This is a genomic window from Streptomyces flavofungini (assembly GCF_030388665.1).
Lineage (GTDB): Bacteria > Actinomycetota > Actinomycetes > Streptomycetales > Streptomycetaceae > Streptomyces > Streptomyces flavofungini_A.
Map to the genome: position 1 here is coordinate 194,959 of NZ_CP128846.1, position 21,338 is coordinate 216,296.

21 protein-coding genes and 3 pseudogenes are annotated in these 21,338 nt (G+C 73.4%); 12 read left to right on the top strand and 12 right to left on the bottom strand.

Annotation, left to right across the window (positions count from 1 at the left end; genetic code table 11):
- Positions 1-89: 89 nt before the first annotated feature.
- Positions 90-1,061 carry a helix-turn-helix domain-containing protein gene (locus QUY26_RS00885; RefSeq protein WP_289943165.1) on the top strand — a complete coding sequence of 324 codons (972 nt, stop codon included), beginning with the start codon at positions 90-92 and terminating at the stop codon, positions 1,059-1,061.
- Between the two features lie 156 nt (positions 1,062-1,217).
- Positions 1,218-1,703 (top strand): annotated as a pseudogene (locus tag QUY26_RS00890) (alpha/beta fold hydrolase); the annotation flags it as partial.
- Positions 1,704-1,778: 75 nt separating this feature from the next.
- Here the strand turns inward: QUY26_RS00890 and QUY26_RS00895 are convergent.
- From QUY26_RS00895 to sigJ, 9 genes are all read right to left on the bottom strand, one after another.
- Positions 1,779-2,117: a DUF1048 domain-containing protein gene (locus QUY26_RS00895; RefSeq protein WP_289943166.1), complete on the bottom strand. Its 339-nt coding sequence runs from the start codon at positions 2,115-2,117 to the stop codon at positions 1,779-1,781.
- Position 2,118: 1 nt separating this feature from the next.
- On the bottom strand, positions 2,119-2,475 hold the full coding sequence (locus QUY26_RS00900; RefSeq protein WP_289943167.1) for a DUF1048 domain-containing protein: 357 nt from the start codon (positions 2,473-2,475) through the stop codon (positions 2,119-2,121).
- Positions 2,472-2,798 (bottom strand): PadR family transcriptional regulator, encoded by a 327-nt coding sequence (locus QUY26_RS00905; RefSeq protein ID WP_289943168.1) that lies wholly within the window; start codon positions 2,796-2,798, stop codon positions 2,472-2,474. Before QUY26_RS00905 ends, QUY26_RS00900 begins: the two co-directional genes overlap by 4 nt.
- Before the next feature lie 110 nt (positions 2,799-2,908).
- Positions 2,909-3,220 (bottom strand): hypothetical protein, encoded by a 312-nt coding sequence (locus QUY26_RS00910; RefSeq protein ID WP_289943169.1) that lies wholly within the window; start codon positions 3,218-3,220, stop codon positions 2,909-2,911.
- Positions 3,217-3,402, bottom strand: coding sequence for a hypothetical protein (locus QUY26_RS00915; RefSeq protein ID WP_289943170.1), 186 nt, complete (start codon positions 3,400-3,402; stop codon positions 3,217-3,219). The genes QUY26_RS00910 and QUY26_RS00915 overlap by 4 nt, the downstream gene beginning before the upstream one ends.
- 213 nt (positions 3,403-3,615) lie before the next feature.
- A complete protein-coding gene (locus QUY26_RS00920) occupies positions 3,616-4,725 on the bottom strand; it encodes a hypothetical protein (RefSeq protein ID WP_289943171.1) in 1,110 nt (369 codons plus the stop codon).
- Positions 4,726-4,835: 110 nt separating this feature from the next.
- The gene (locus tag QUY26_RS00925) at positions 4,836-5,909 is read right to left on the bottom strand and encodes a hypothetical protein (protein ID WP_289943172.1); all 1,074 of its coding nucleotides are present in this window, start codon (positions 5,907-5,909) and stop codon (positions 4,836-4,838) included.
- Positions 5,910-6,018: 109 nt separating this feature from the next.
- Positions 6,019-6,570: a YciI family protein gene (locus QUY26_RS00930; RefSeq protein ID WP_289943173.1), complete on the bottom strand. Its 552-nt coding sequence runs from the start codon at positions 6,568-6,570 to the stop codon at positions 6,019-6,021.
- A gap of 31 nt (positions 6,571-6,601) precedes the next feature.
- Positions 6,602-7,597: an RNA polymerase sigma factor SigJ gene (gene sigJ, locus QUY26_RS00935; protein WP_436840240.1), complete on the bottom strand. Its 996-nt coding sequence runs from the start codon at positions 7,595-7,597 to the stop codon at positions 6,602-6,604.
- A gap of 216 nt (positions 7,598-7,813) precedes the next feature.
- Between sigJ and QUY26_RS00940 the strand changes: the two genes are divergently transcribed.
- The 3 genes from QUY26_RS00940 (at position 7,814) to QUY26_RS00950 (ending at position 11,834) form a co-directional block, all read left to right on the top strand.
- On the top strand, positions 7,814-8,359 hold the full coding sequence (locus tag QUY26_RS00940) for a YceI family protein (protein WP_289943174.1): 546 nt from the start codon (positions 7,814-7,816) through the stop codon (positions 8,357-8,359).
- A 127-nt stretch (positions 8,360-8,486) separates the two neighbouring features.
- Positions 8,487-10,469, top strand: coding sequence for a hypothetical protein (locus QUY26_RS00945; RefSeq protein ID WP_289943175.1), 1,983 nt, complete (start codon positions 8,487-8,489; stop codon positions 10,467-10,469).
- Between the two features lie 516 nt (positions 10,470-10,985).
- Positions 10,986-11,834, top strand: coding sequence for an acyl carrier protein (locus QUY26_RS00950; protein WP_289943176.1), 849 nt, complete (start codon positions 10,986-10,988; stop codon positions 11,832-11,834).
- Positions 11,835-11,902: 68 nt separating this feature from the next.
- On the opposite strand, the pseudogene QUY26_RS00955 reads toward QUY26_RS00950, so the two are convergent.
- Positions 11,903-12,148 (bottom strand): annotated as a pseudogene (locus tag QUY26_RS00955) (winged helix-turn-helix transcriptional regulator); the annotation flags it as partial.
- Here QUY26_RS00955 and QUY26_RS40880 point away from each other — a divergent pair.
- From QUY26_RS40880 to QUY26_RS00975, 4 genes and pseudogenes are all read left to right on the top strand, one after another.
- Positions 12,143-12,525, top strand: a pseudogene (locus QUY26_RS40880) (alcohol dehydrogenase catalytic domain-containing protein); the annotation flags it as partial. The pseudogenes QUY26_RS00955 and QUY26_RS40880 sit on opposite strands and share 6 nt — an antisense overlap.
- A 236-nt stretch (positions 12,526-12,761) precedes the next feature.
- The gene (locus QUY26_RS00965) at positions 12,762-13,958 is read left to right on the top strand and encodes a sensor histidine kinase (protein WP_289943178.1); all 1,197 of its coding nucleotides are present in this window, start codon (positions 12,762-12,764) and stop codon (positions 13,956-13,958) included.
- Positions 13,955-14,770, top strand: a complete 816-nt coding sequence (locus tag QUY26_RS00970; RefSeq protein WP_289943179.1) for a response regulator transcription factor — start codon at positions 13,955-13,957, stop codon at positions 14,768-14,770. The genes QUY26_RS00965 and QUY26_RS00970 overlap by 4 nt, the downstream gene beginning before the upstream one ends.
- A 193-nt stretch (positions 14,771-14,963) precedes the next feature.
- The gene (locus QUY26_RS00975) at positions 14,964-15,821 is read left to right on the top strand and encodes a GAF and ANTAR domain-containing protein (protein ID WP_289943180.1); all 858 of its coding nucleotides are present in this window, start codon (positions 14,964-14,966) and stop codon (positions 15,819-15,821) included.
- Between the two features lie 43 nt (positions 15,822-15,864).
- Here the strand turns inward: QUY26_RS00975 and QUY26_RS00980 are convergent, their stop codons facing one another.
- A complete protein-coding gene (locus QUY26_RS00980) occupies positions 15,865-16,707 on the bottom strand; it encodes a DUF1206 domain-containing protein (RefSeq protein WP_289943181.1) in 843 nt (280 codons plus the stop codon).
- A 166-nt stretch (positions 16,708-16,873) separates the two neighbouring features.
- On the opposite strand from QUY26_RS00980, the gene QUY26_RS00985 reads away from it, so the two are divergent.
- Both QUY26_RS00985 and QUY26_RS00990 read left to right on the top strand, forming a co-directional pair.
- Positions 16,874-17,305: an ATP-binding protein gene (locus tag QUY26_RS00985; RefSeq protein WP_289943182.1), complete on the top strand. Its 432-nt coding sequence runs from the start codon at positions 16,874-16,876 to the stop codon at positions 17,303-17,305.
- Positions 17,306-17,608: 303 nt separating this feature from the next.
- Entirely contained in the window at positions 17,609-18,724 is a 1,116-nt protein-coding gene (locus tag QUY26_RS00990; protein ID WP_436840473.1) for a S1 family peptidase, read from the top strand.
- Between the two features lie 105 nt (positions 18,725-18,829).
- On the opposite strand, the gene QUY26_RS00995 is transcribed toward QUY26_RS00990, so the two are convergent.
- A complete protein-coding gene (locus QUY26_RS00995) occupies positions 18,830-20,140 on the bottom strand; it encodes a phytase (RefSeq protein WP_289943184.1) in 1,311 nt (436 codons plus the stop codon).
- Positions 20,141-20,444: 304 nt separating this feature from the next.
- On the opposite strand from QUY26_RS00995, the gene QUY26_RS01000 reads away from it, so the two are divergent.
- On the top strand, positions 20,445-21,332 hold the full coding sequence (locus tag QUY26_RS01000) for a helix-turn-helix transcriptional regulator (protein WP_289943185.1): 888 nt from the start codon (positions 20,445-20,447) through the stop codon (positions 21,330-21,332).
- The last annotated feature ends 6 nt before the right edge of the window (positions 21,333-21,338 follow it).

Consider the following 21,338-nt stretch of genomic DNA (forward strand, 5'->3'; position numbering starts at 1 on the left):
GTGATCCGTGTGATCCAGTACGACCATCCTGGCGGCCGTGAACGGTCACGACGAGTGTCTGGAACGACATGCCCCGTACAATTCCCGACATGGGCACTGTCGCGCTGGCCGTCACCGACGGAATGATGCCGTTCGAACTGTCCGTGGCGTACGAGGTGTTCGGCTCCGCTCCGCCGAGCGTGCGGGGGCCGTGGTACGACCTCGCGGTGTGCGGTTCGGGCGCGGTGCGGGTCGGCCGGTTCTCGCTGGAGCCGGACGAGGGCCTCGACCGGGTCCGGGGCGCCGACACCGTGATCGTCCCGGCCTGGGCGGACGTCGACGTCGCCCCGCCGGACGAGCTGGTCGACACGGTGCGCGCGGCCCATGAGGCGGGCGCGCGCGTGGCCTCCCTGTGCACGGGCGCGTTCGTGCTGGCCGCCGCCGGGCTCCTGGACCACAAGCGCGCGACGACGCACTGGGCGCACACCGATGTGCTCGCCGAGCGCTACCCGCAGGTGGAGGTCGACGCGGACGTCCTCTACGTGGACAGCGGGAGCGTGCTCACGTCCGCGGGCAAGGCCGCCGCGCTCGATCTGTGTCTGCACCTGGTCCGCCTCGACCACGGTTCGTCGACGGCCAACGCCGTCGCCCGCCGCCTGGTCGTCCCGCCCCACCGGGACGGCGGCCAGGCCCAGTTCGTCGCCACGCCGGTGCCCGCCGAGGCCCACCACCCCCTCGCCGCGCTCTTCGCGTGGGCGGTCGAGCGGCTCGACAAGCCGCTGACCGTGGAGGACCTGGCGCGCCGGGCGGGGATGAGCTCGCGCCAGCTGACCCGTCAGTTCCGGTCGGCGACCGGCACCACGCCGCTGCAGTGGCTCCTGACCCAACGGATCCGCCGCGCCCAGGAGTTGCTGGAGACGACCGGCGACAGCGTCGACGCCGTCGCCGAGGCGACCGGCATGGGTACGGCGACGACGCTGCGCCGCCACTTCAACCGGACGGTCGGTGTGCCGCCGGACACGTACCGCCGTACGTTCCGCGCGCGGTCCGGCACCGGTCGCGGCGCCCTGCCTCAGGGCTGACGGCCGACGCAGCAGAGGAACGCGGTCTGCGCGTCGGCACCGGCCGGCACGGCCGCCTTCAGGCCGAACGCCCAGGGCCGGCGCAGTTCCCCGTCCATGGGCTCGAGGTGCGCGTGGACGCGCGCGACCACTTCGGCGTCGAGGCGTTCGCCCCGGCCGACGGCACGGGCCAGGTCCCAGGCGTGGACGCGGGACCAGCAGGGCTACGCGGACATCCAGTCGACCCGCCCCCAGACCCTGGCGTACGGCCTCACGGACTCACCGGTGGGCCAACTGGCGTGGATCGTGGAGAAGTTCAAGGAATGGACCGACTCGCGGGACCGCCCGGAGGACGCCGTCGACCGCGACCAGATGCTCACCAACGTCATGCTGTACTGGCTCACGGGCACGGCCGGGTCGGCGGCCCGCATCCACTACGAGCGGGCGCACGCCGGATGCCAGGGCGCCCCGCCGCGGCCCTCGCCGACATCGACGGCGCTCGCCGTCTTCTCGCACGACAACTTCGTACCGCTGCGCCACATCGGGGACCGGACCAACAACATCGTGCAGTGGACGACCCATGACCGGGGCGGGCACTTCCCGGCGATGGAACAGCCCCACCTCCTGGTGGACGACGCGCGGCGGTTCTTCCGGACACTGCGGGCACAGGCGGGCGGCGGGTGCCGAGACGACCGTCCCCGCACCCGCCGCCGCACGCGCCCCGCTTGTCGGCCGGCGCTACTTGTCGCCCTTGCCGAGCTGCGTCTTGAGCTTCTTGTCGACGGACTCCTGAAAGACGTCCGCGTTGGTGCGCGTTCCCTTGATCAGGTCGTCGCAGAAGGCGGCGACGTCGTCGCCGATGAGTTCCAGGACTCCCTTGCCGGACGCGACACCGCCCTCGAAGAAGTCGACGATCCCCGGGAGCAGGGGCCCGTCGGGCAGGTCGACCGGTCCGACCTTGAAGAAGTACTTCTGCATCTCCTTGTAGACGATCTGGTAGTCCGGTGGGAGCGCCTTGACCCGAGCCTTGTGCGCCCGCCACTCCTTCTTGCCCTCGATGATGTCCTGGATTCCCACATCAGCCTCCCAACTGGCCCAATTTCCTTGCGACGTTCCTGTTCAGCTGCCTGCGCCACCGGTCCCGGAAGTCCCGGGACTCCTCGCCGCCGGCGAGCGCCGCGCAGAAACCCTTGATGTCGGCACCGAGGACCTCGTGAACGCTCTGCCCCTCCCCCGCCGTTTCCTCGAGCAGCCCCAGGGCGCCGTCGAGGATCGGCATCAGGTTGCGCCCCGTGAAGTCCCCATAGGGGGTGAGGTGGAGTTTGATCTGTTCCCACGCCTCCCGATAGTCGGCCGGCAACGCCTTGGCCCGGACCTCGAAGGCCTTGTACTCCCTCGTGAGGTCGCTTCCGGTCACGGTTTCCCAGAAAGTCATCGCCCGCCCTCCTTGAGCTTGTCGATTCGTGAGGAGAGGTACTGCCACTTCACCCAGAACCTGCCGAGTTCTTCGCGGCCCGCGTCGTTGAGCGCGTAGAACTTGCGCGGCGGCCCCATTCCGGACGGCTTCTTCGTCACCTCGACGAGCCCGTTCCTCTCCAGGCGCAGCAGGATGGTGTAGACGGTCCCCTCGACGACGTCGGTGAAGCCGAGTTCGTTCAGCCGACGCGTGATGGCGTACCCGTAGGTCTCCTCGCCGCTGATGATTTCGAGCACGCAGCCTTCGAGCGTGCCCTTCAACATCTCCGTCAGGTCGTCCATCGCGGATCTCCCCTCCGACACCCCCAGTACTGCGTAGTACCGAGTACCACTACACAGTAACACCGAGTACCGGAACGGAGGGGAGCGTTTCAGGAGTCACGCGGGGAGCGTCAGAGGTCGAGGACGGCGCGGAGCGCGTTGTCGACCAGAGACTGCTGTTCAGGGCCGATGTTGCCGAGCAGCGTGCCCGTCTCGAATCGGGACACGGAGAGCTGCAGGACGTTGACCGCGACGACCGAGGCGTCGACCGGCGCGGTCAGGCGCACGCTCATCGCGGTGTCGGGGTGCACGGCGGGGGCGTGCAGGACCAGGGCGACCACAGCGCCGTACGCCTCGGCGAGGCCGTCGAGGCTGACGACGAGCACCGTGCGGTTGCCCTTGCCCGTGTCGATGTCCCAGACGTCGCCCTTGCCGATCGTCACAGGGAGTCGCCCTCACCGTCGAGGTCGACGGGTGCCACGAGGGCGAGCTTGCGGCCGGCGTCGAGCGTCATCTGCCGACGCACGGCTCGCAGGATGTAGTCGTTCAGCGACGGCGCGTCGGCCGCGGCGTCCCGCAGCGGCTGGTCCATCGCGTCGGGGATCCGCAGAGTGATGGCAGTCATGATGTCAAATGTAGTGGCACGGGTGGTGTCAGGACAGGACTCTTGTGTACGCGAGGGGGACGGGGGCCCGTGTCGAGGGGCGGGCGCCGTGTGATGTGGCGTCCCGGCCGAAGCGAAGGTGCGGCTCAGCCGAACGCCGAGCCGCGGCTCAGCCTCAGCCGAGCCGCAGTTCGCCGAAGCGGAACCAGGGCCCCGCCCCACGGGGACCGCGGCTCAGCCGAAGCGCAGAATGCGTGGGGCGAAGGTGCCCTCGGGTCCCGCGGCCCTGCCGACCGCCCACACCGTCGCCGTGCCCGGTACCGGCGCGAGGCGCAGCGCCGCGGAGTCGCCCTCCCCGGCCACCACCGGTTCGCTGTACTCGGCGAAGGCCTCGCCGTCCCAGGCGAGGAAGTCAGGGCCGGGGATCAGCGGCGGGGTGCTGCCCGGCGGGCCCCACTTCAGCGAGCGGGCCACCGCGACCCAGCCGAGACCGCCGGACGCGTCCGGCGCGAGCGAGGTGATGCCGCCGAAGTCGGCGGGTAGGGCCACGCGGTTCCACGACTGGCCGTCGAAGCGGACGAGGAGGGGCGGGATCGGCCGTCCCGGCGGGCCGCCGATGAACCCGCCCGTGCCGCCCGCCCACACCTCGGTCGGCGAGACCGCCAGGATGCTGCCCACGGCCGAGCGCGGGAACCCCTCCACGTGCGTCTGCCGCCACGCCTCGCCGTTCCAGTGCGACACGGCAGCCCCGTCGTTGGCGGCACCCGCGGCCCAGACGTCGTCGGCCGCCTTGACGTGCAGGCCGTACACGACTCCCGGCGGCACCGGCATGTCCCGCCAAGCGCGTCCGTCCCAGCGCAACAGGGCCTGACCGCCGTCCCGGCCGCCGATCAGCCAGGTCTCACCGCCACCCGCGACGACCTTGTCGAGGCGGACCCCGCTCGGCGGCCGGCTGTCGCGCCAGGAGCTGCCGTCGAAGCGGAGCAGGCGGCTACCGCCCGCCGAGTCGCGACCGACGGCCCACTGCGCGGTCGGCGAGGTCCCCGCGATCGAGAGCAGCTCGCCCTGCCAGCGGATCCCGGGCAGGCCCTGGCGCTGCCACGCGGTGCCGTTCCAGCGCAGCACCAGCGGGAAGCCCGGCGCCTCGCGGCCGACGGCGTCGGCGCCCACCGCCCAGGCCCGGTCGGGGCCGAACGCCACGGCCTCGTTCAACCCGGTCTGCGGGCGCGCCTGCGCCGGGACGGGGACGTGCTGCCAGGACGGGGCCTCGGCCGCGGCCGCGGACATGACGGCCACCACGGTCATCAGGGCCGCGAGGGCGGCGACGAGAAGCCTGCGGGCCACGGGCTGCCGCGGCGCCGTGGACGGCCTCGGCACCCTGGTCGGCCTCGGTGCCACGGTCGATTCCGGTGCCACGGTCGGTCTCGGTGCCATGGTCGGTCTCGATGCCACGGTCAGCCTCCCAGCCGCTCGCTCATCAGGTTCGGTTTCGAGCCGTAGGTCTCGACGGTCCCGATGGACAGCAGCGCGGACCCGGCCCGCGCCAGTGCCTGGGGTTTGACGTCGATGGCGTTCGTGCGCTCCGGACCGCGGGTGAACGTGGTGCGGCGGCCGTCCACGCGTGCGTACTTCGACTGGAAGGCGCGGTCGCTGCGGACCTGCAGCCACAGCGCGCCGTCCGGGCCGCGCACCATGTCCTCGGTGTGGGTGTCGCCCAGCGGCGGGTAAGTGGTGCGCCAGGCACGGCCGTTCCAGGTCATCAGGAAGGCGCGGGACACGCCGTCGGCGTACTCGCCGCCGCCGATCGTGACGCGGCCGGAGGGCTCGGGCAGGATCGTGTGCACGTTGCCGTTCGGCGGCAGCGGCACCTTCGCGTCCCGCCATCCCGTGCCGTCGTGGCGCAGGACGGTCCGCCCACCGGTGCGGGTGCTCCCCCAGGCCCAGACGTCGGTGGAGGTGCGCGCCGTGACGCCCATCAGGAACAGCACGTCGTCCGGGGTGGACTCCGTCGTCCAGCGGGAGCCGTCGTAGTGCAGCACCTTCATCCCGGTGTTGTCCTCACCGACCACCCAGGCACCGCCCGGTACGGCGGTGAAGTCCTGGTAGACCGACAGGGTCTGCGGCAGCGGGACAGCGCTCCACTCGCCCGCCGCCGACCGGCGCAGGATCTCGCCCTCCCCGGCGCGGTTGTGGAAGATCCACACCTCCTTGCCGACGAACTGCACCTCGCCGAGCCAGCCCGCCTCCCCGACGCCGGGGAAGGTGGTGTCCCGCGTCCACTTCACGCCGTCCCACCGGTACAGCATCGGCTTCAGGGCACCGAACTCGCCCTCGTACCCCGTCGCCCACGCCTCGTCGGGCCCGCGGGCGGCGAGGTCCTTCACGGTCACCGGCCAAGCGGCGGCGGGCACGGGCAGCGCCGACCAGCGAGGCGTCGCCGCCACGGCCTGCGGCACCGGCGCCGTGGGCGACACCACCGCGGCACACGCGAGCACGAGGCAGACCAGAAGCGCACGGAGACCGTTCACGAGACCCCCCAGGACGTGAAGGTCGCAGATCCTATGGGCGTTTCCCACCAGTGAACAGACGGCATCCGGTCATCGCTGTTCCCTCGACGGCCTGCGGCTCCAGGAGCCGCTAGCGGCGCCCGCCGCACTCCCAGTCGTGGACCTCGACGGCCGCGTACCGGTCCCCGGTGAGCACGGCACGCGCCGCGTCCGCGTCCTGGGCCCGGAGCAGCACCGCCGTGCCCAGCCAGGCGGTGCCGTCGTCGGACAGGAGCGGCCCGTACGCGATCAGGTCGTCGTCCCTGCCGGGCGGCACGTCGGTGTCGGCGGCTTGCCCGGCGCCGAGGCCGAGGACGAAGTACCGGTTGCCGCCGGTCAGTCCGCCGGGGAAGTCCCACATCGTGCGCCCCAGCAGGTTGCGCCAGCGGCGCAGCAGCACGTCCCGGTACGCGCCTGCCTGGTAGTTGGGCTCGTCGAAGGCGAACGCGCGGGCGGAGGCCGCGTCGGGGGCGTCGACGATGTGCACGCTGCCGGTGGGCGTCTCGCCGTCGGCGGCGAAGGTCGGGCCGCGCGCGATCAGCTCCTTGGCGAAACCGTCCATGTAGGACCAGTGCGCCTCCTGCAACTCCTCGCGCAGGGGCAGGGAGTCGGGCCGGTCGCGGTGGTAGCAGATGAATTCCATGCGCAGAGAATCCACCAACGTACGGCGATGATCAACTGGCAGGCGGGGCCGGGCGTCGGATCGTCGTCCATGGCCTGAGCTTCTCCGGGTTCCGTACGGCCCAGATGCGCTTGATGCGCTCCCCCACGACCTCGAAGGCGAACACCCCGACGGTGGCGCCGTCGTGCGTCACCACCAGGCCGGGGCGACCATTCACCGTGTGTTCCACGAACCTCAGGTCCGGCACCCGGCCGACGATGTCGATGAGGCCGTGGGCGATCCGCTCGCCGCCCGCCACCGGGCGGAGCGAGGCGGCGACGCGGCCGCCGCCGTCGCCGGTCGCCGTGGCGTCGGGGTCGAGGAGGCCGATGAGGGCGGTCAGGTCCTTGGCCTGCCACGCCTGCTTGAACTCCCTGACGATGCCCGCCTGCTGGGCCGCCGGGGCCGCGGCGGGCGCCGAGTCACGGACCCGGCGCCGGGCCGACGACGCCAGTTGGCGGCAGGCCGCCGGGGTCCGGCCGACGATGTCGGCCACCTCGGCGAAGGAGTAGCGGAAGACGTCGTGCAGGATGAAGGCGACGCGTTCGGCCGGGGTCATCGACTCGAGGACGACGAGGAACGCCATGGTGATCGACTCGTCGAGGGTGATGCGGTCCGCCGGGTCGGCGGTGGCCGGGGCGGCGCCGGTCCGCCCGTCGACCCACTCCGCACGACCGGGCAGCGGCTCGGGGATCCACTCGCCCACGTAGCTCTCCCGCCTGACCCGTGCCGAGCGGAGCAGATCGAGGCAGATGCGGCCCGCGACCTTCGTCAGCCACGCGCCCGGCGACGCGATGGCCTCCCGCTGTGCCCCGGACATGGCGTACCAGCGGGCGTAGGTCTCCTGCACCACGTCCTCGGCGTCGGCCAGCGAGCCCAGGAGCCGGTAGGAGACACCGATCAGCTGCCGCCGTTCGCTCATGATCGCGTCGAGGCCCGGATCGTGGGCGCCGCGATCGAGGAGGCCGGGGTCGAGCGGGTCGGGTCCGGAGTCGGATGGGCTGGTCATGGTGCGGTCGGCTCCCTCGATCGCGTGCGCTGTCACCCGTTACGACGAGACAGCCCCGTGACATGTGAGATCGACCCGCCGCTCACCCGGCTCACATCCCGTCGGGCTGTCTCGTCGGTGGGGTGGCGCCGGGGCGGGGGGTGATTTCGGCGGCAGCCTCCGCTCGCCCCCGCCCCGGCGTCACTCTCCCTTCGCCCCTGTGAGGAGCTACCCACCATGACCACCACGACCGTCCTCAGCGAGCTCGCCGGTGACTACGTCATCGACCCCGCCCGCAGCCGGACCGGGTTCGTCGCCCGGCACACCATGGGCACCAGGGTGCGCGGCCACTTCGAGTCGTTCGAGGGCGGCGCGCACCTGGACGGCGACGACCCGTCGCGGTCGAGTGCCGAGCTGAGCGTCCGGGCCGCGAGCATCCAGACGCACAACCCGCAGCGCGACGAACCCCTGCGCACCAAGTTCCTCGACGCGGTCAACCACCCTTACATCACCTTCCTGTCGACCCGGGTCACGCAGGTCGACGGGACCCGCTTCAAGGTCACCGGTGATCTCACCGTGCGGGGCGTGACCAAGACGGTCACCGTCGACTTCGAACTGACCGGCGCCGAGCAGGACCCGGTGGACGGCCTCCGGGCCGGCTTCCGGGGCAGCGTCACGATCGACCGCAAGGACTGGGGCGTGAACTGGAACGCCGCGACCGGGGTCATGGTCGCGGCGAAGGTGACGCTGGAGTTCGACGTGGCCGCGGTCCGCCGCTCCTGACCCACCCGTCACCCGCGCGACACCTTCCCGCCGACATGCCGCCACACGGGCTGTGACCATCCCAAGATTCACTCGTTTGACGGAGGGCAGCGGCCGATGTCATCAGCCTTTGGGAGGCGGCCTCTCCATGCCCACATCCGGCACCCGCACCTCGGGTCCCGCACAGCGGATCTCTTTCGGTCAGGCCGAGGCGGCCCTCGTCGACCGCTACACCAACCTGGTGCGGCTCGCCTATCTGATCCTTCCCGTCGCCCTCTCCCGGCACCGCCGCGTGCTCGTCGCGCACGCCCTGGTGCAGCGCGCGCTGCCGGGGCCCTGGGGCTTGCGTTCCCGGGGCACGACCGCGCGGGTCCCCGCGCAGCGCACCGGCACCGGGTCATCCGGCGCCACCTGGCTGCTCCTTCGGGTGGTGCGGGCGGCGTTGGCGTACGAGCGGCGTCCTCGGGGCTGGCCGAAGCGGCTCCCGCCGCCGAGGGCGCTGCGGCTGGCACTGCCCGTGGTGTGGGGGCTGCGCCTGTTCCCGAGGGCGGGCGGTGTCGACGAGGTCGCGCTCGCGCAGGCCTGCGCCCAGGTCTCTCCCGCTGCCCGCGCCGCATTCGTGCTGCGGCGCCTCGACGGGCTCGCGGACGCGGAGGTCGTGGAGCTGCTCGACGCCGCGGGCGCCGAGCGGGCCGGGGACGCGCTGCGTGCCTCGTACCGCCTGGAGGAGACGGCAGGTCCGGCGGCCGAATCGCTGCTGCGGTCCCGGGAGTTCGACGCCTGCTCCGTGCAGACCCGGCCCACCGATCTGCTGCGGCGCAGGCGCCGGGTCCGGCTCGCGTGGGCGGCGGTGGCGCTGCTCCTCCTCAGCGGCCTGGTCCTGACCGGCCTGGAGGCGAAGGGCGACCAGGAGTCCAGTCCCTCGACCGGGCCCGCGGCGGCCACCGCCGACCGCCTCCTGCGCGCCCCCGCCGAGGAGTGGGCCGACACCGCCCGCGTCGACTTCACCGCCTGGCCGCCCCGCGGACCGCGAACGGACGACCGCGCCCTGCTCACCCGCGCCCTCGCCGCATGGACCGACCCCGGCCGCGGCGTGCGCGTCACATCCGCTCCGGCCACCTCCACCGAACCCCCGGGCCGAACACCGCGGTTGCTGTACGCCGGCGTCGTCGACGGCCGCACCGTCGTCCTGTTCCACGACGCCGAGCGCGTCATCCGCTACAGCGAGGACACTTCCGGCGCCGAGCCCGCGCTCGACTTCGCCCGCGCCGACAACGCCGACGTGACCACGGCCGCCGCGGTGGCCGTCAGCCGTGACGACGACCGCACCCGGTACCTCACCGCGCCGTGGATCGCCGAGACGCACACCCGCGACCTGCTGCGCCCCACCGCCACGAGCACGCCGTTGAGCGTCTCGGACGACGGCGTCACCGCCCCCGTGCCCGACCCCGCCGTCGGCCGGTCCTGCGACGCCTGGCCCGCGCTGCAACTGCGTTCCTCCGCGCGCATCGTGGAGAAACACGCGTTCCTCGTCACCGACCTCGGCGGGCTGCTGCCCGTCCATCTGACGTACACGCCGCTGCCCGGCCCCGGGGCCCCCGCCCGCCAGCCGCGCGAGGCCATGAGCCCGCAGGCCCTCGCCGGTTGGGCACGGACGGCCTGCAGGCTGCCCGAGCTGCGCCGGGGCACGCGGTCGGTCAACGTGTGGGACTTCGCCGAGCAGGACCTGCCGGAGGGCGACGGGCGGGCCCTGTGGTCCTGTGCCCGCGCCACCACCTGGCGCGGCCCCGGTGACGTGCTCCTCCAGTTCAAGGCACCCGCGACACGGGCCACGGCTCCCGCTCCCGTGATCGCCCGCGCCCGGTCCACCGCCGCCTGCGGCCGGTTCGGCCAGCACGTCGTGGCGAGCACGGCCTGGCGGGCGGACTCGGGCAAGCGGTATCTGCTGGCCGCCGGGAGCCGCGAGGTCACCGGCATCGACGTCACGGGGGACGTCGACGTCTCCGAGCAGGGCCGGACCCTGGCGGAACCGGCACCGCGCGGCGCGCAGGCGCGGGTGCGGGCCCGGCTCAGCAACGGCGAGACCCTGGCCCCGCCCGGGCCCGCGACGCCCCCGGGGCGGTCCGGATAGCCGCGGCGGCAACTCTGCACCGCCCCCTGCACCCCGCGGGAGTGCCCAGGAGAGGGCGAGGGGGTTGACGGGCCCTTCCCGTCAATCCGTGCACGCGGGACGGCGCCACCCTCAGCATGAAGGTGCGGCGCCCCCCTCCGCGCAGCCAGCGGCAGGTTCGTCCCGGTTCGCCGCGTCGATCAACGGCAGGCCGAGGAGCGACAGGGCCACGCCGCGCAGCGGCGCGGGACAGGTGGGATCCAGCGGAGGGCGGGCCTCAGCGATGTCGCCTGCGCACAGCGAGACACCACGCCGGTACGTCCCCGGCAACGCGCGGCCCCTCAGGAAGGAAGAGCGACCAACCACCCGTCGAACGCCCCGTGTACGACACATGCACGCTCGACGCCCCCTACAACCACCCGCCGCGCTCGATGTGTCGAAGTCTGCGACCCCTGCGAAACCGCCCCGGCGCCACCACCGGCGAGCCCGCCGCCGGTGCCACCGGCGGCATCGACACACGACACCAACGGAGTTCCCGTGCACCTGCGCACCCGCACACCGGTCGCCCGGCTCACCGCGACCGCCGCACTCGCCCTCGCCACCCTCGCCCTCGGCATGGCGCCCGCCCACGGTGCCGACACGGCGGCCTCGACCGACGACCCGCCGGAGGCCGCCTACACGGTGAGCCTCACCAGCAGCGAGAGCACAGCCGACTACGCCCACCGGGACGTCGACCTCACCGGCACGGTGACCCGCGCCGACGGCTCCCCCGTGGCCGACGCGCCGGTCGAGCTGCTCAAGTCCGTGCTGTACGACACCTGGAACCCGTGGGGCGACCCCATCGACCCGACCGAGCGGGAGACCCTGGACCTGGGCACGGTCCGCACGGACACCAAGGGGAACTTCACGCTCCGCGACGTGAAGGCGGACCGGTGGGAGGACAAGGACAGCGTCTTCCTCTTCCCCCGCCACCGGGTGGAGTTCCAGGCCTCCTACGACCCGGGCGACCCCTCGGACAACGAGATCTACTTCGGCGACACCACGGTCGCCGCCCAGCCGGTCGCCAGCACCCTCACCTACAAGGTCAACCGCACCAAGGTGCGCGAGGGCGACACCCTGATCGTCACCGGCAAGGTCACCTGGCCCGCCGGGCACGGCCCCGTCGCAGGCACCCGCATCCTCCTGCGGACGTACTACGAGTCGGCGTACAACGCGCAGGCCAGGACCGACGCGAACGGGAAGTTCACCGTGCGCGCCAAGATCCGCGGCTACGACAACGAGTTCGTGGTCTTCTCCGCGCCCAAGGACTACTACATCGCCGGGGCCAGCATGGACCTGCCCGTCAAGAACGTCACCAGGCCGACCACCGCCGACGTCACTGGCTGACCGCGAGGTCGCCGGGGCGGGAGCGGCACCCGCCCCGCCCGGCCGTTCCTCGGCGTCGGCCCGGCCGCACCACGGGCGACCGGCGCGGCACCGGCGTCGAGCACCGCGTCGCCGTTCGCCCTCGCCCACTCGGTCAGCACGTGGACCGGGTCGATCAGCGTCGCCCCGAGCGGGGTGAGTTCGTCCTCGACGCGGGGCGGCACCTCCGCGTACGCGGGACGGCTGACGAGTCCGTGCGCCTCGAGGCGCCGGAGCGCCTGGGTGAGCGTCTTGCGGGAGATGTCTCCGATCACCTTGATCAGCTCGCCGTGGCGCGAGCCATCGCCCAGGAGTCGCTCGGCGGTCCCGATGTCCTCACCGTCGTGGACGCGCCCGAGCCCCGACCCCTTCCCACGGAGGTGCGTGTCCGTGTCGGGGCGATCGGCCTCAACCCGGTGGAGGCGCGCCTGCGCGCCGGCGAGTTCCCGCTGATCGGGCGGCCGCCGTTCGCCCTCGGCCGGGACGTCAGCGGCACGGTCGAAAGGGGCCGCAGGCGTGGCGGTTCAGGTCCGGCGACGAGGTGTTCGGGATGCCGCTGTTCCCACGGCCGGCGAGCAGGTACGCCGAGGTCGTGGAGGCGCCCGCGCTGCACCTGGTACGGAAACCCGCGTCGCTGTCGCACGTGGAGACGGCGGCGCTGCCGCTCGACGGGGGTCACCTCCAGGGCAAGCTCGTCCTCCCCCTCTGACTCCCCCTCCGAACCCGCCGTGCGGCCCCGTCTGCCGGGAGGCTCGCCATCGGACCAGGACCGTGGTCCTGGTCCCGAGCTCCGCCCCGAGGACAGGGGCCTGCTGGCACTGGGTGCCACAATGGTGCACGTACGACCGTCACAGCGCACCCGGCACCGGCCCGGCAGCGGAGCCGGGCCGAGGAGAGGAACACCAGCTGATGACGGACCGACACCGCGCCGAGCGGGCGCCGGGGGCGGTCGTGCCGCCGTGGTCGCGCGCCGACGGCCTGATCGTCGCGGGTGTGATGGCCCTGGACCTGGCCGGCTACGCCCTCAGCGAGGAGGGCGAGGGCAGCCCGGCCACCGTGGCCGGTCTCACCGCGGTCGCCGTGTCGGGGCTGCCGCTGCTGTTCCGGCGTCGGCACCCGCTGGCGGCGTTCGTCGGGACGCTGGCCCTGAGTGCGGTGATCAGCCTGGTCACGGTGGGGCCGCGCGGGCTCTCGGCCGCGCTCGTCGTCGCCCTCTTCACGGTCGTGCGCGGCGCCGGCACCCGGATGACGGTGGCGGCGGGCGCGGCGTGTCTCGCCCTGCCCTTCGTCAACCGGTTCACCGGGCCGTGGCCCGCGCCCATGGACCTGGTCGGCACGGCCCTCGCCACCGTCCTCGTCATCGGCTCCGCCCTCGCGGTCCACCGCTGGCAGCGGGACGTGGAGGCGAACCGGCGGCTTCTCGCCGACCGGGCGGTGGCCGAGGAGCGCCGCCGCATCGCGCGGGAGCTGCACGACATCGTGTCCCACCACATCACCACCATGCAGTTGATGGCGGGCGGCGCCCGCGCCAATCTCACGCACGCCCCGGAGGTCGCGCGGGGCGCCCTGGTCACCCTGGAGGACTCCGGCCGCATGGCCCTGCGCGAGATGCGTCAGCTCCTCGACGTGCTGCGGGCCGACGACGAACCGGACGACGCGCTCCCGTCACCCCAGCCCGGAGCCGCGGACCTCGATCGCATCGTCGCCGAGTCCCGCCTTGCGGGGCTGCCCACCGGTTTTCGCGTCCACGGCGAGGAGCGCCCGCTGCCGCCGACCGTGGGCCTCACCGTCTTCCGCATCGTCCAGGAGGCCCTGACCAACGCGCGCAAGCACGCGGGCGGCGAGGCGCGGGCCGAGGTGCTGCTGACGTACGGCGTCGACCGGGTCGCCGTCGAAGTGCGGGACGACGGCGGGGGCGCACTGGTACCGGCGGGGCACCGGGCACCGTCGCGTCCGGGACGCACCGGGTACGGCCTGGTCGGCATGCGCGAGCGGGTCGCGCTGCACGGCGGCTCCCTGACGACCGGACCCCAGGAGGACGGCGGCTTCGCGGTGACGGCGAGCCTGCCGCTGGCCCCGGGCGACGAGGAGGGGCTGCCGCGATGACCGCGTCACCGGACCGCCCCTCCCTCCCGACGGCCGCGTCGCCGACCCCCGCCTCCGCCCCCACCCCCGCCTCCGAGAGCGGGGCCTCCGGCCGCGTCCGTGTGCTCATCGCCGACGACCAGCCGCTGGTGCGCCGCGGACTCGCCCTGATCCTCACCCCCGACCCGGCGTTCGACGTGGTCGGCGAGGCGGAGAACGGTGAGCAGGCGGTCGCGCTCGCGCACCGGCTGCGGCCCGACGTCGTCGTCATGGACATCCGCATGCCCGTGCTCGACGGGGTCGGGGCGACCGAGGAGCTGGCGCGGGTGCTGCCCCGCTGCCGGGTGCTGGCGCTGAGCACCTTCGACATGGACGAGTACGTCGTGGGGGCGCTGCGCGCGGGCGCGTACGGGTTCCTGCCGAAGGACAGCGCGCCAAAGGAGCTGATCGCGGCGGTGCGCACCGTGCACGCCGGTGAGGCCGTCGTGGCCCCGCGGCTGCTCACGCGGCTCATCTCCACGTACGTCCGGAGCCCGCACCCGGCCCCGCGGCCCGCACCCGCGGTGGAACGGGGCGAACTGACGCCCCGCGAGGTCGAGGTGTGGCGGCTGATCGCCACCGGCCTCGACAACGGGCAGATCTCGCGGGCGCTGGAGATCAGCGCCTCGACGGTCAAGAACTACATCACCAGCATCTTCGTCAAGCTCGGTGTCCGTGACCGCGCGCAGGCGGTGATCGCCGCCTACGAGTCCGGTCTGGTCGAGGCGGCGTCCCGCACGGCGGACGGTCGAGGGGCCGTCGGGACGGGTTCGTCGGAAGCGTCGACGCTGTGACATAGATCCCTGCGCGGAGCGGTGAACGCCGCTACCGTGATGCCGGTGCTTGGGAAGTAGGCACATCAACAGGTGACTTGTCGGTCGAAGCGGAAAAGTATTCGGCCGCGAGCACCCACGGACACCTTTGTGTCCGCTGTGTCCACGGACAGCTGATGTGCGCTGCGCCCAGGCTGTGAGGGAGACCCGAACCGTGAGTCAGGACCACCTGGACTCGATCCCGTCCGACTCCGGCCACGAGGCCGAAGGACCGCCCGCGACCGCCGCGGAGCCGGGACAGCACGAGGTAGCCCTGCGCAACCGTCAGGTGGCGCACGCCTGCGTCGCGCGCGCCCAGGACGTACTCATCGACCGCTACCGGCTCGGCTCAGCGCGCGTCGCGTTCGACCTGCTGCGCCGGACGTCGCAGCAGATGAACATCAAGCTGCACACGTTGGCCGACGCGGTGGTCCGGGTCCCCGGCCCCGACACGGACGCCGACCTGTGGTTTCCCGGGCGGGCCCGCTACAGCCCGCCCCCGCTGCCCGGCCTCGCGGGGCGGGAGGGCGACCTCAACGGGCACGGGGCGGTCCTGAAGTCCACGCTGCGGCGGGTCCTGCACCTCACGCGGGCCGGGATGGGCAACGTCCAAGTGGCGGAGCACGGGATGCTGCGCCTGGAGAGACACCTGGGCCTGAGCCGCGAGTTCACCGAGTTCTTCGCCTTCGTGCAGGACTCGACGACGGCGTGCGCGCAGGCCGCCCAGGAGGGCCGGCAGGTGACGATCAAGGACGTGGCCGTCGCGGAGATCTTCGACGAGGACTCCCGGCGCGTCATCCTGCACGCGGGCAGCCGCGGCTGCCACAGCGTGCCCCTGACGGGGCCGGGCGGAGCCGTGCTCGGCATGGTCTCCTCGCACCACGAACGCCCCCTGGTCGGCTTCACCCGCACCCAGCTCGACGAGTTGGAGGCCCTCGGGCAGCAGGCAGGGCGCTGGCTGGCCTGGCACCGCAACACCCGCGTCCTGGACGCCCTCGAACACCTCCACGCAGCTGCGGCCGCCCTGCGCTGACCCGGCGGTGCCCGTCCGGTGCGCCGGTCGGCGGCGAGCCCGCTCACACCCGCCGCCACCGCGCGCACGTCCAGGAGAAGAGACCGAACGCCACCAGGGCCAGCGCCACCGCCACGAGCAGCCACGGTCCCGCCGGGGTGTCGCGGAAGGAGCGCAGGACGTCGTCCATGCCCTTGGCCTCCCCCGGCTCGTGCCGCACGGCGGCCACCAGGACGAACACACCGGCCGCGGCGAAGACGGCGCCGCGGCCGCTGCCGCCCACCACGCCGAGGGTGTCCACGGTCCGCCGCACCGGAGCGGACATCTCGTGCGTCCGCAGGTGCTTGTGGTATTTGCGCCGCACCGCCCGTACCGCGATCCACAGCCCGGCCGCGGCCACGCCCGCGCCGGCGGCGCCGACGAGCCACTGCCCCGCGGGCCAGCCGAGCGCGGTCGCCGTCACGTCGTCGCTCTGGCGGTCCGAGGAGCCGCTGCCGCTGCCCTTGTCCCCGGTGACGTAGGCCAGGACCGAGTAGCCGACCACGGCGTAGAAGACGGCCCTGCCCGCCGAGGCCAGCCGCTTCCTCGCCCGGTGGCCGTCCGGTCCCGCCTGCCCGAACAGCGCCTCCGAGAGCCGCCACAGCGCCATGCCCGCGAGGGCGAGCCCGAGGAACCACAGCAGGGCGCTCCCGAAGGGCTTGTCGGCGATCTCCGTGAGGGCGCCGCCCCGGTCGGCCTGCTTCCCGCCGCCGTCGGTGAACGCGATGCGCAGCGCGAGGACGCCGACGAGCGCGTAGAGGACGCCGCGCGCCATGAATCCCGCCCGCGCCGCCGTCCCGACGGCACGTCCCTTCGCCACGCGGCGCGCCTGCCGCCTTCCGTCGCGTACGACCCCGTCGAATCCCATGGACCCGCGGGTGCCCCGGTCCCGCGGGGCGATGCGTGGGAATCGGCCACTCTCGGGACGGCAGGGCCCGCACACGCTTTCTGTGCCCCGTACACGGGGGCCGTTGAAGCGCACGGAGCGGGGTAACCGGAGGGCAGACCGTGCCAACCGCGTGTGAGGGTGCGTCATGTCGGATGCTTCGCTGCGGGCCGTCGGCTGGGCCCAGTCCTTCCCCGTGTCCCGAGGCGTCAGAGCCGGGCGGGAGTGGGCTCGCGCCCACGTGGAGTCCCTGGGGTGGGCGAGCACCGACCCCGACGCGGTGGACTCCGTCGTCCTCGCGGTGTCCGAACTCGTCACCAACGCCCACCACCACGCCCGCACCAGCGCCCAGGTCGTGCTGACCTGGGACGGCCGCGCACTGCACCTGACCGTCCACGACTCCGGGCCCGGGGCCCCCGCGCCGCGCTCGGCGGACGACACCAGCGTCAGCGGCCGCGGCCTCGCCATCGTGGACGCCCTCGCGGACACCTGGAGCATCCATCCCACGGCGGACGGCAAGACCATCACCGCCTGCTTCAAGGGGCCCGGCGCCGCCCACTGCTCCCGCCGCGAGCACTGACCCGCTCCCCCTGCGGCCGTACTGCCTCTCTCCGACCCCTCACTGCCTCTTTCTGACCCCTCGGGCCCCTTTGGCTCCTTTGGCTCCCCCGATCCCCCTCCGCTGCGCCGAGCCGCGACGCAGGTATGGACTTGACCGCGCGGTCTCCCTACGCTCTGCACCGCATCACGAAGTGAGAGCGCTCTCAGCAACTCTGGTCCACCCCACCCCCGTTGGAACGACGAGAGGTTCCCCACTGTGAGACGCACCATCCCCGCGAGACGCACCGGCGGCGCACGCCTCGGCCTGTCCGCCCTGCTCCTGATGGCCACCTGCGCCGGTACCGGGCTCTCCTCCGCCGCTGCCGCCGACCGCGAGGCCACCGCCGACCGCACATCCCGACCACCCGCCTCCGCCGCCCTCCTCGACGCCATGGAGCGCGACCTCGGCCTGACCCCCGCCGCCGCCCGTGAGCGGCTCGCCGACGAACGGCGGGCCACCACGACCGAGCGCGCGGCACGCAAGGCCGCCGGCGCCGCTTTCGCCGGCGCCTGGTTCGACGAGGAGCGCCGCGGCCTCCATGTCGCCGTGACCCGGCGCAGCGCCCTCGCCGACGTCCGCGCGACCGGCGCCGACGTCCGGCTCGTCGAGCACAGCGCCAAGGAGCTCGACGCGGCGAAGGCCCGCGTCGACAAGCTCGACGCGCCCGCGGACGTGGCCAGTTGGCGCGTCGACCACAAGGCGAACCGCGTCGTCGTGGACGTCGTCGCCGGACATCGCGGCGACAACGATGTCAGCACCTTCCTGCGCAAGGCACGCGCGACAGCGCCCGTACGAGTGGCGACGGTTCCCGAAGGCCCCAAGACCTTCGCCGCGGGGACGGTCGGCGGCGACCCGTACTACACCGGCAACGTCCGCTGCTCCATCGGCTTCTCGGTGCACGGCGGCTTCGTGACGGCCGGGCACTGCGGGCGCGCGGGCGCGTCGGTGCGCGGCTGGGACGGCTCCGCCATGGGCACGTTCCAGGGCTCCTCGTTCCCGGGTGACGACTACGCGTACGTGTCCATCGGGCACGGCTGGTGGACCGTCCCGGTCGTCCTCGGCTGGGGCACCATCCCCGACCAGCTCGTGCGCGGCTCGGCCGAGGCGCCGGTCGGGTCGTCGATCTGCCGCTCCGGGTCCACCACGAAGTGGCACTGCGGCCGGCTGCTCGCCAAGAACGAGACCGTCAACTACTCGGACGGCACGGTCGTGCACCAGCTGACCAAGACCAGCGTCTGCGCCGAAGGCGGTGACTCGGGCGGCTCGTTCATCAGCGGCGACCAGGCCCAGGGCGTGACCTCGGGCGGCTGGGGCAACTGCAGCAGCGGCGGCGAGACATGGTTCCAGCCGGTGAACGAGATCCTCGGGCGCTACGGGCTCCGGCTGCACACCGCCTGATCACGTACGACCGGTGAGCCCCGCCTGCCCGCCCCCGGGCAGGCGGACTCCGGGGCGCCGAGAGACCGCGCACGCGTCATGCGGCCTCGGGCGCCCCGGACTCGCTCAGTCCTCCAGGGCGTCCACCACGTCGTCGAGGCGGACGAACTTGAAGCCCGTGGCCTCGCGTCCCGACTGCTGCGGGGTCTCGTCGCCGTCCTGGACCACGAGGAGCCCGTGCGGGTACTTGGCGCCGAGCGGGGCGTTCAGGGCGGCGGCCCCGTCGCACTCCTGCGAGCCGTCGAGGGTCGCGGAGGCGGCGGTGACACGGAAGCCGCCCTCGTACTCGTTGCCCTCTCCGTCATCGCCGCGTTCGCGGTCGTACGCGGCGAAGGTGTCGTCGCCCTGACTGGACGCCAGGACGTAGCCGTCGCCGTCGCGTTCGGTGAGGAGCGTGAGGCCTTCCACGTCGGCGGCGAGCCGCTTGCCGCCGTAGCCGGGGTCGGCGCCCCGCACGCACTCGTCGGTGGCCTCGTCGTAGGTGCCGGGCACGCCGTACTCGCGCACCTTGTCGACGAGGGTGGGCGTGCCGGTGAGGTCGGCGCGCAGCCGCCAGATGCCGACGTCCTCCTGGCCCGCGTAGAGAGTGCCGTCGGCGGGGTCCACGACCATGCCCTCGACCTGGGGCAGTTCGCCCGGTTCGGCGCACGGCGTCCACGAGGTGCCGTCGGGAAGCTTGAAGGCCGACGGCAGGTCGAGGGTGCGTATCGTGCGGTAGCCGACCGTGCCCGAACGGCCGGGCAGCAGTTCCAGGAGGGCCACACGGGTCCGCTCGCGCCTGCTGACGAGGGCGTAGGAGCGGCCCGTGGTCCGGTCGGTCCAGGTGGCCAGGCCGTAGGCGGTGCGCTGTTCGTTGATCTCGCCCTGGTCGGCGGAGAAGACAGGTGCGGCGGCCGGGTCGGTGACGTCGGTGAGCGGGCCGCCGGGGCGGTCGCGGTCGATGCGGTAGAACCGCAGCCGGTCGTTGCCCCGGTCACTGGTGACCGCGATGTCGGCGCGGCCGGTGGACAGCTTGAGGCCGTGGACCAGGTCGACGTTGTTGAAGCGGCCGGGGGCGTCGCCGGGGGCCGGTCCGGCGGGTGCGGGCAGGTGCTGCACCTGGCGCGCGTCGAGGTCGTACACCCGCAGGCCTCCCTCCTTGGCGGTGGCGACGACCAGACTGCGGCCCGGGTCCGCGGCGTTCCGCCAGATCGCCGGGTCGTCCGCGTCGGAGTTGCCGCCCGCCTCGTCGTCGTACAGCGGCGCCGTCTCCGCCCGGGGCGTGAGCGCGGGCAGGGCGCCGGACGCCTGCGCCTGCGCGGGGGCAGCCGCCGCGAGTGCGGCCAGGGCGGTCGCGACGGCGAGGACGCTCGGTCTGCGGATACGGACCTTGGCCACGGAGGGGCTCCTTCGGTTCCTGACGGACGCGCCCTGGCGGACGCGGTCCCGGCGGCTGCTGCCGATGACGGATTTCGGTTCGTGTCGCACCCGCGGCGCACCCGGCCTTTTGACCGACCGCGTGCGCCCGCAGGCTCTTTTGTGCTCATGCGGGGTGACGGGCGGAAGTACGCCCGCGGACGAGCGCACGTCATGCGCCCGAACGCCTTGCGCATGACAGGGACACTGGCGCGAAAGCGCTGTCTCCCGGGCGCCCTTGCCCGGCCGACAATGACGGCAGTCGGACACGGGACGGGGGAATCCGGTGAGGTACACGTGCTGCCCCGACGGAACGTGGGAGCGGGCCGCCGCCCGCCCGGCGCCCGCCCTCAGGCCCGGGGTCGTCGCCTACCGGGGCTTCCGATTCGACCTGACCGGGGCCCGGCGGCGGCTCGAACTCCCCGACTTCATGACGACGTTGGTGATCCTGTTCGGGCAGCGCCTGAGCATCTCGGAGGCCGCCGCCGACGCGGGGCGCGCGACCAGGTCGACGTACAGCTCCGTGTACGCCGGGATGCAGTCGCGGGCCCGGCTCGGCGAGCACGACGGGCGGCTCAGCGGCGTGGAGGTGGTGATCGCCCCGTGGGCGGCGTACACGCTGTTCCGTACGCCGATGAACGCGCTGGCCAACCAGTTGGTGGAGCCTGCCGACCTGCTGGGCCCCCGGTTCCGCGGCCTCGACGAGCGTCTGGACCTGTGTCCGGACTGGGCCGCGCGCTTCGCGCTCCTGGACGTGACGCTCACGAACTGGCTCCAGGACGGGCCGCGCGGCTCGGCGGAGGTGCTGTGGGCCTGGCAGCGGATCAACCGCACCGCGGGCCGGATACCCGTGCACGCCCTGGCGCGCGAATGCGGCTGGAGCGAGCGGCACTTGGAGCGGCGCTTCGAGCAGCAGCTCGGGCTGCTCCCGAAGACCGCGGCGCGCGTCCTGCGCCTGCGCAGCGCCGTCGGCCTGCTGTCCCAGGGGCACAACGGAGCCGCGGCCGCCTCCCTCGCGGGCTACTCCGACCAGGGCCATCTGAGCCGGGAGTTCAAGGGCATGACGGGCTGGACCCTGTCGCGCTTCGCCCGCACCCGCGCCCTCGCCCACAGCGGCCCGACGGAGGTGGACCGCGGCGAGCGCAGGCCCACGAGCCTGGTCCTGCCGGACTGACCCGGC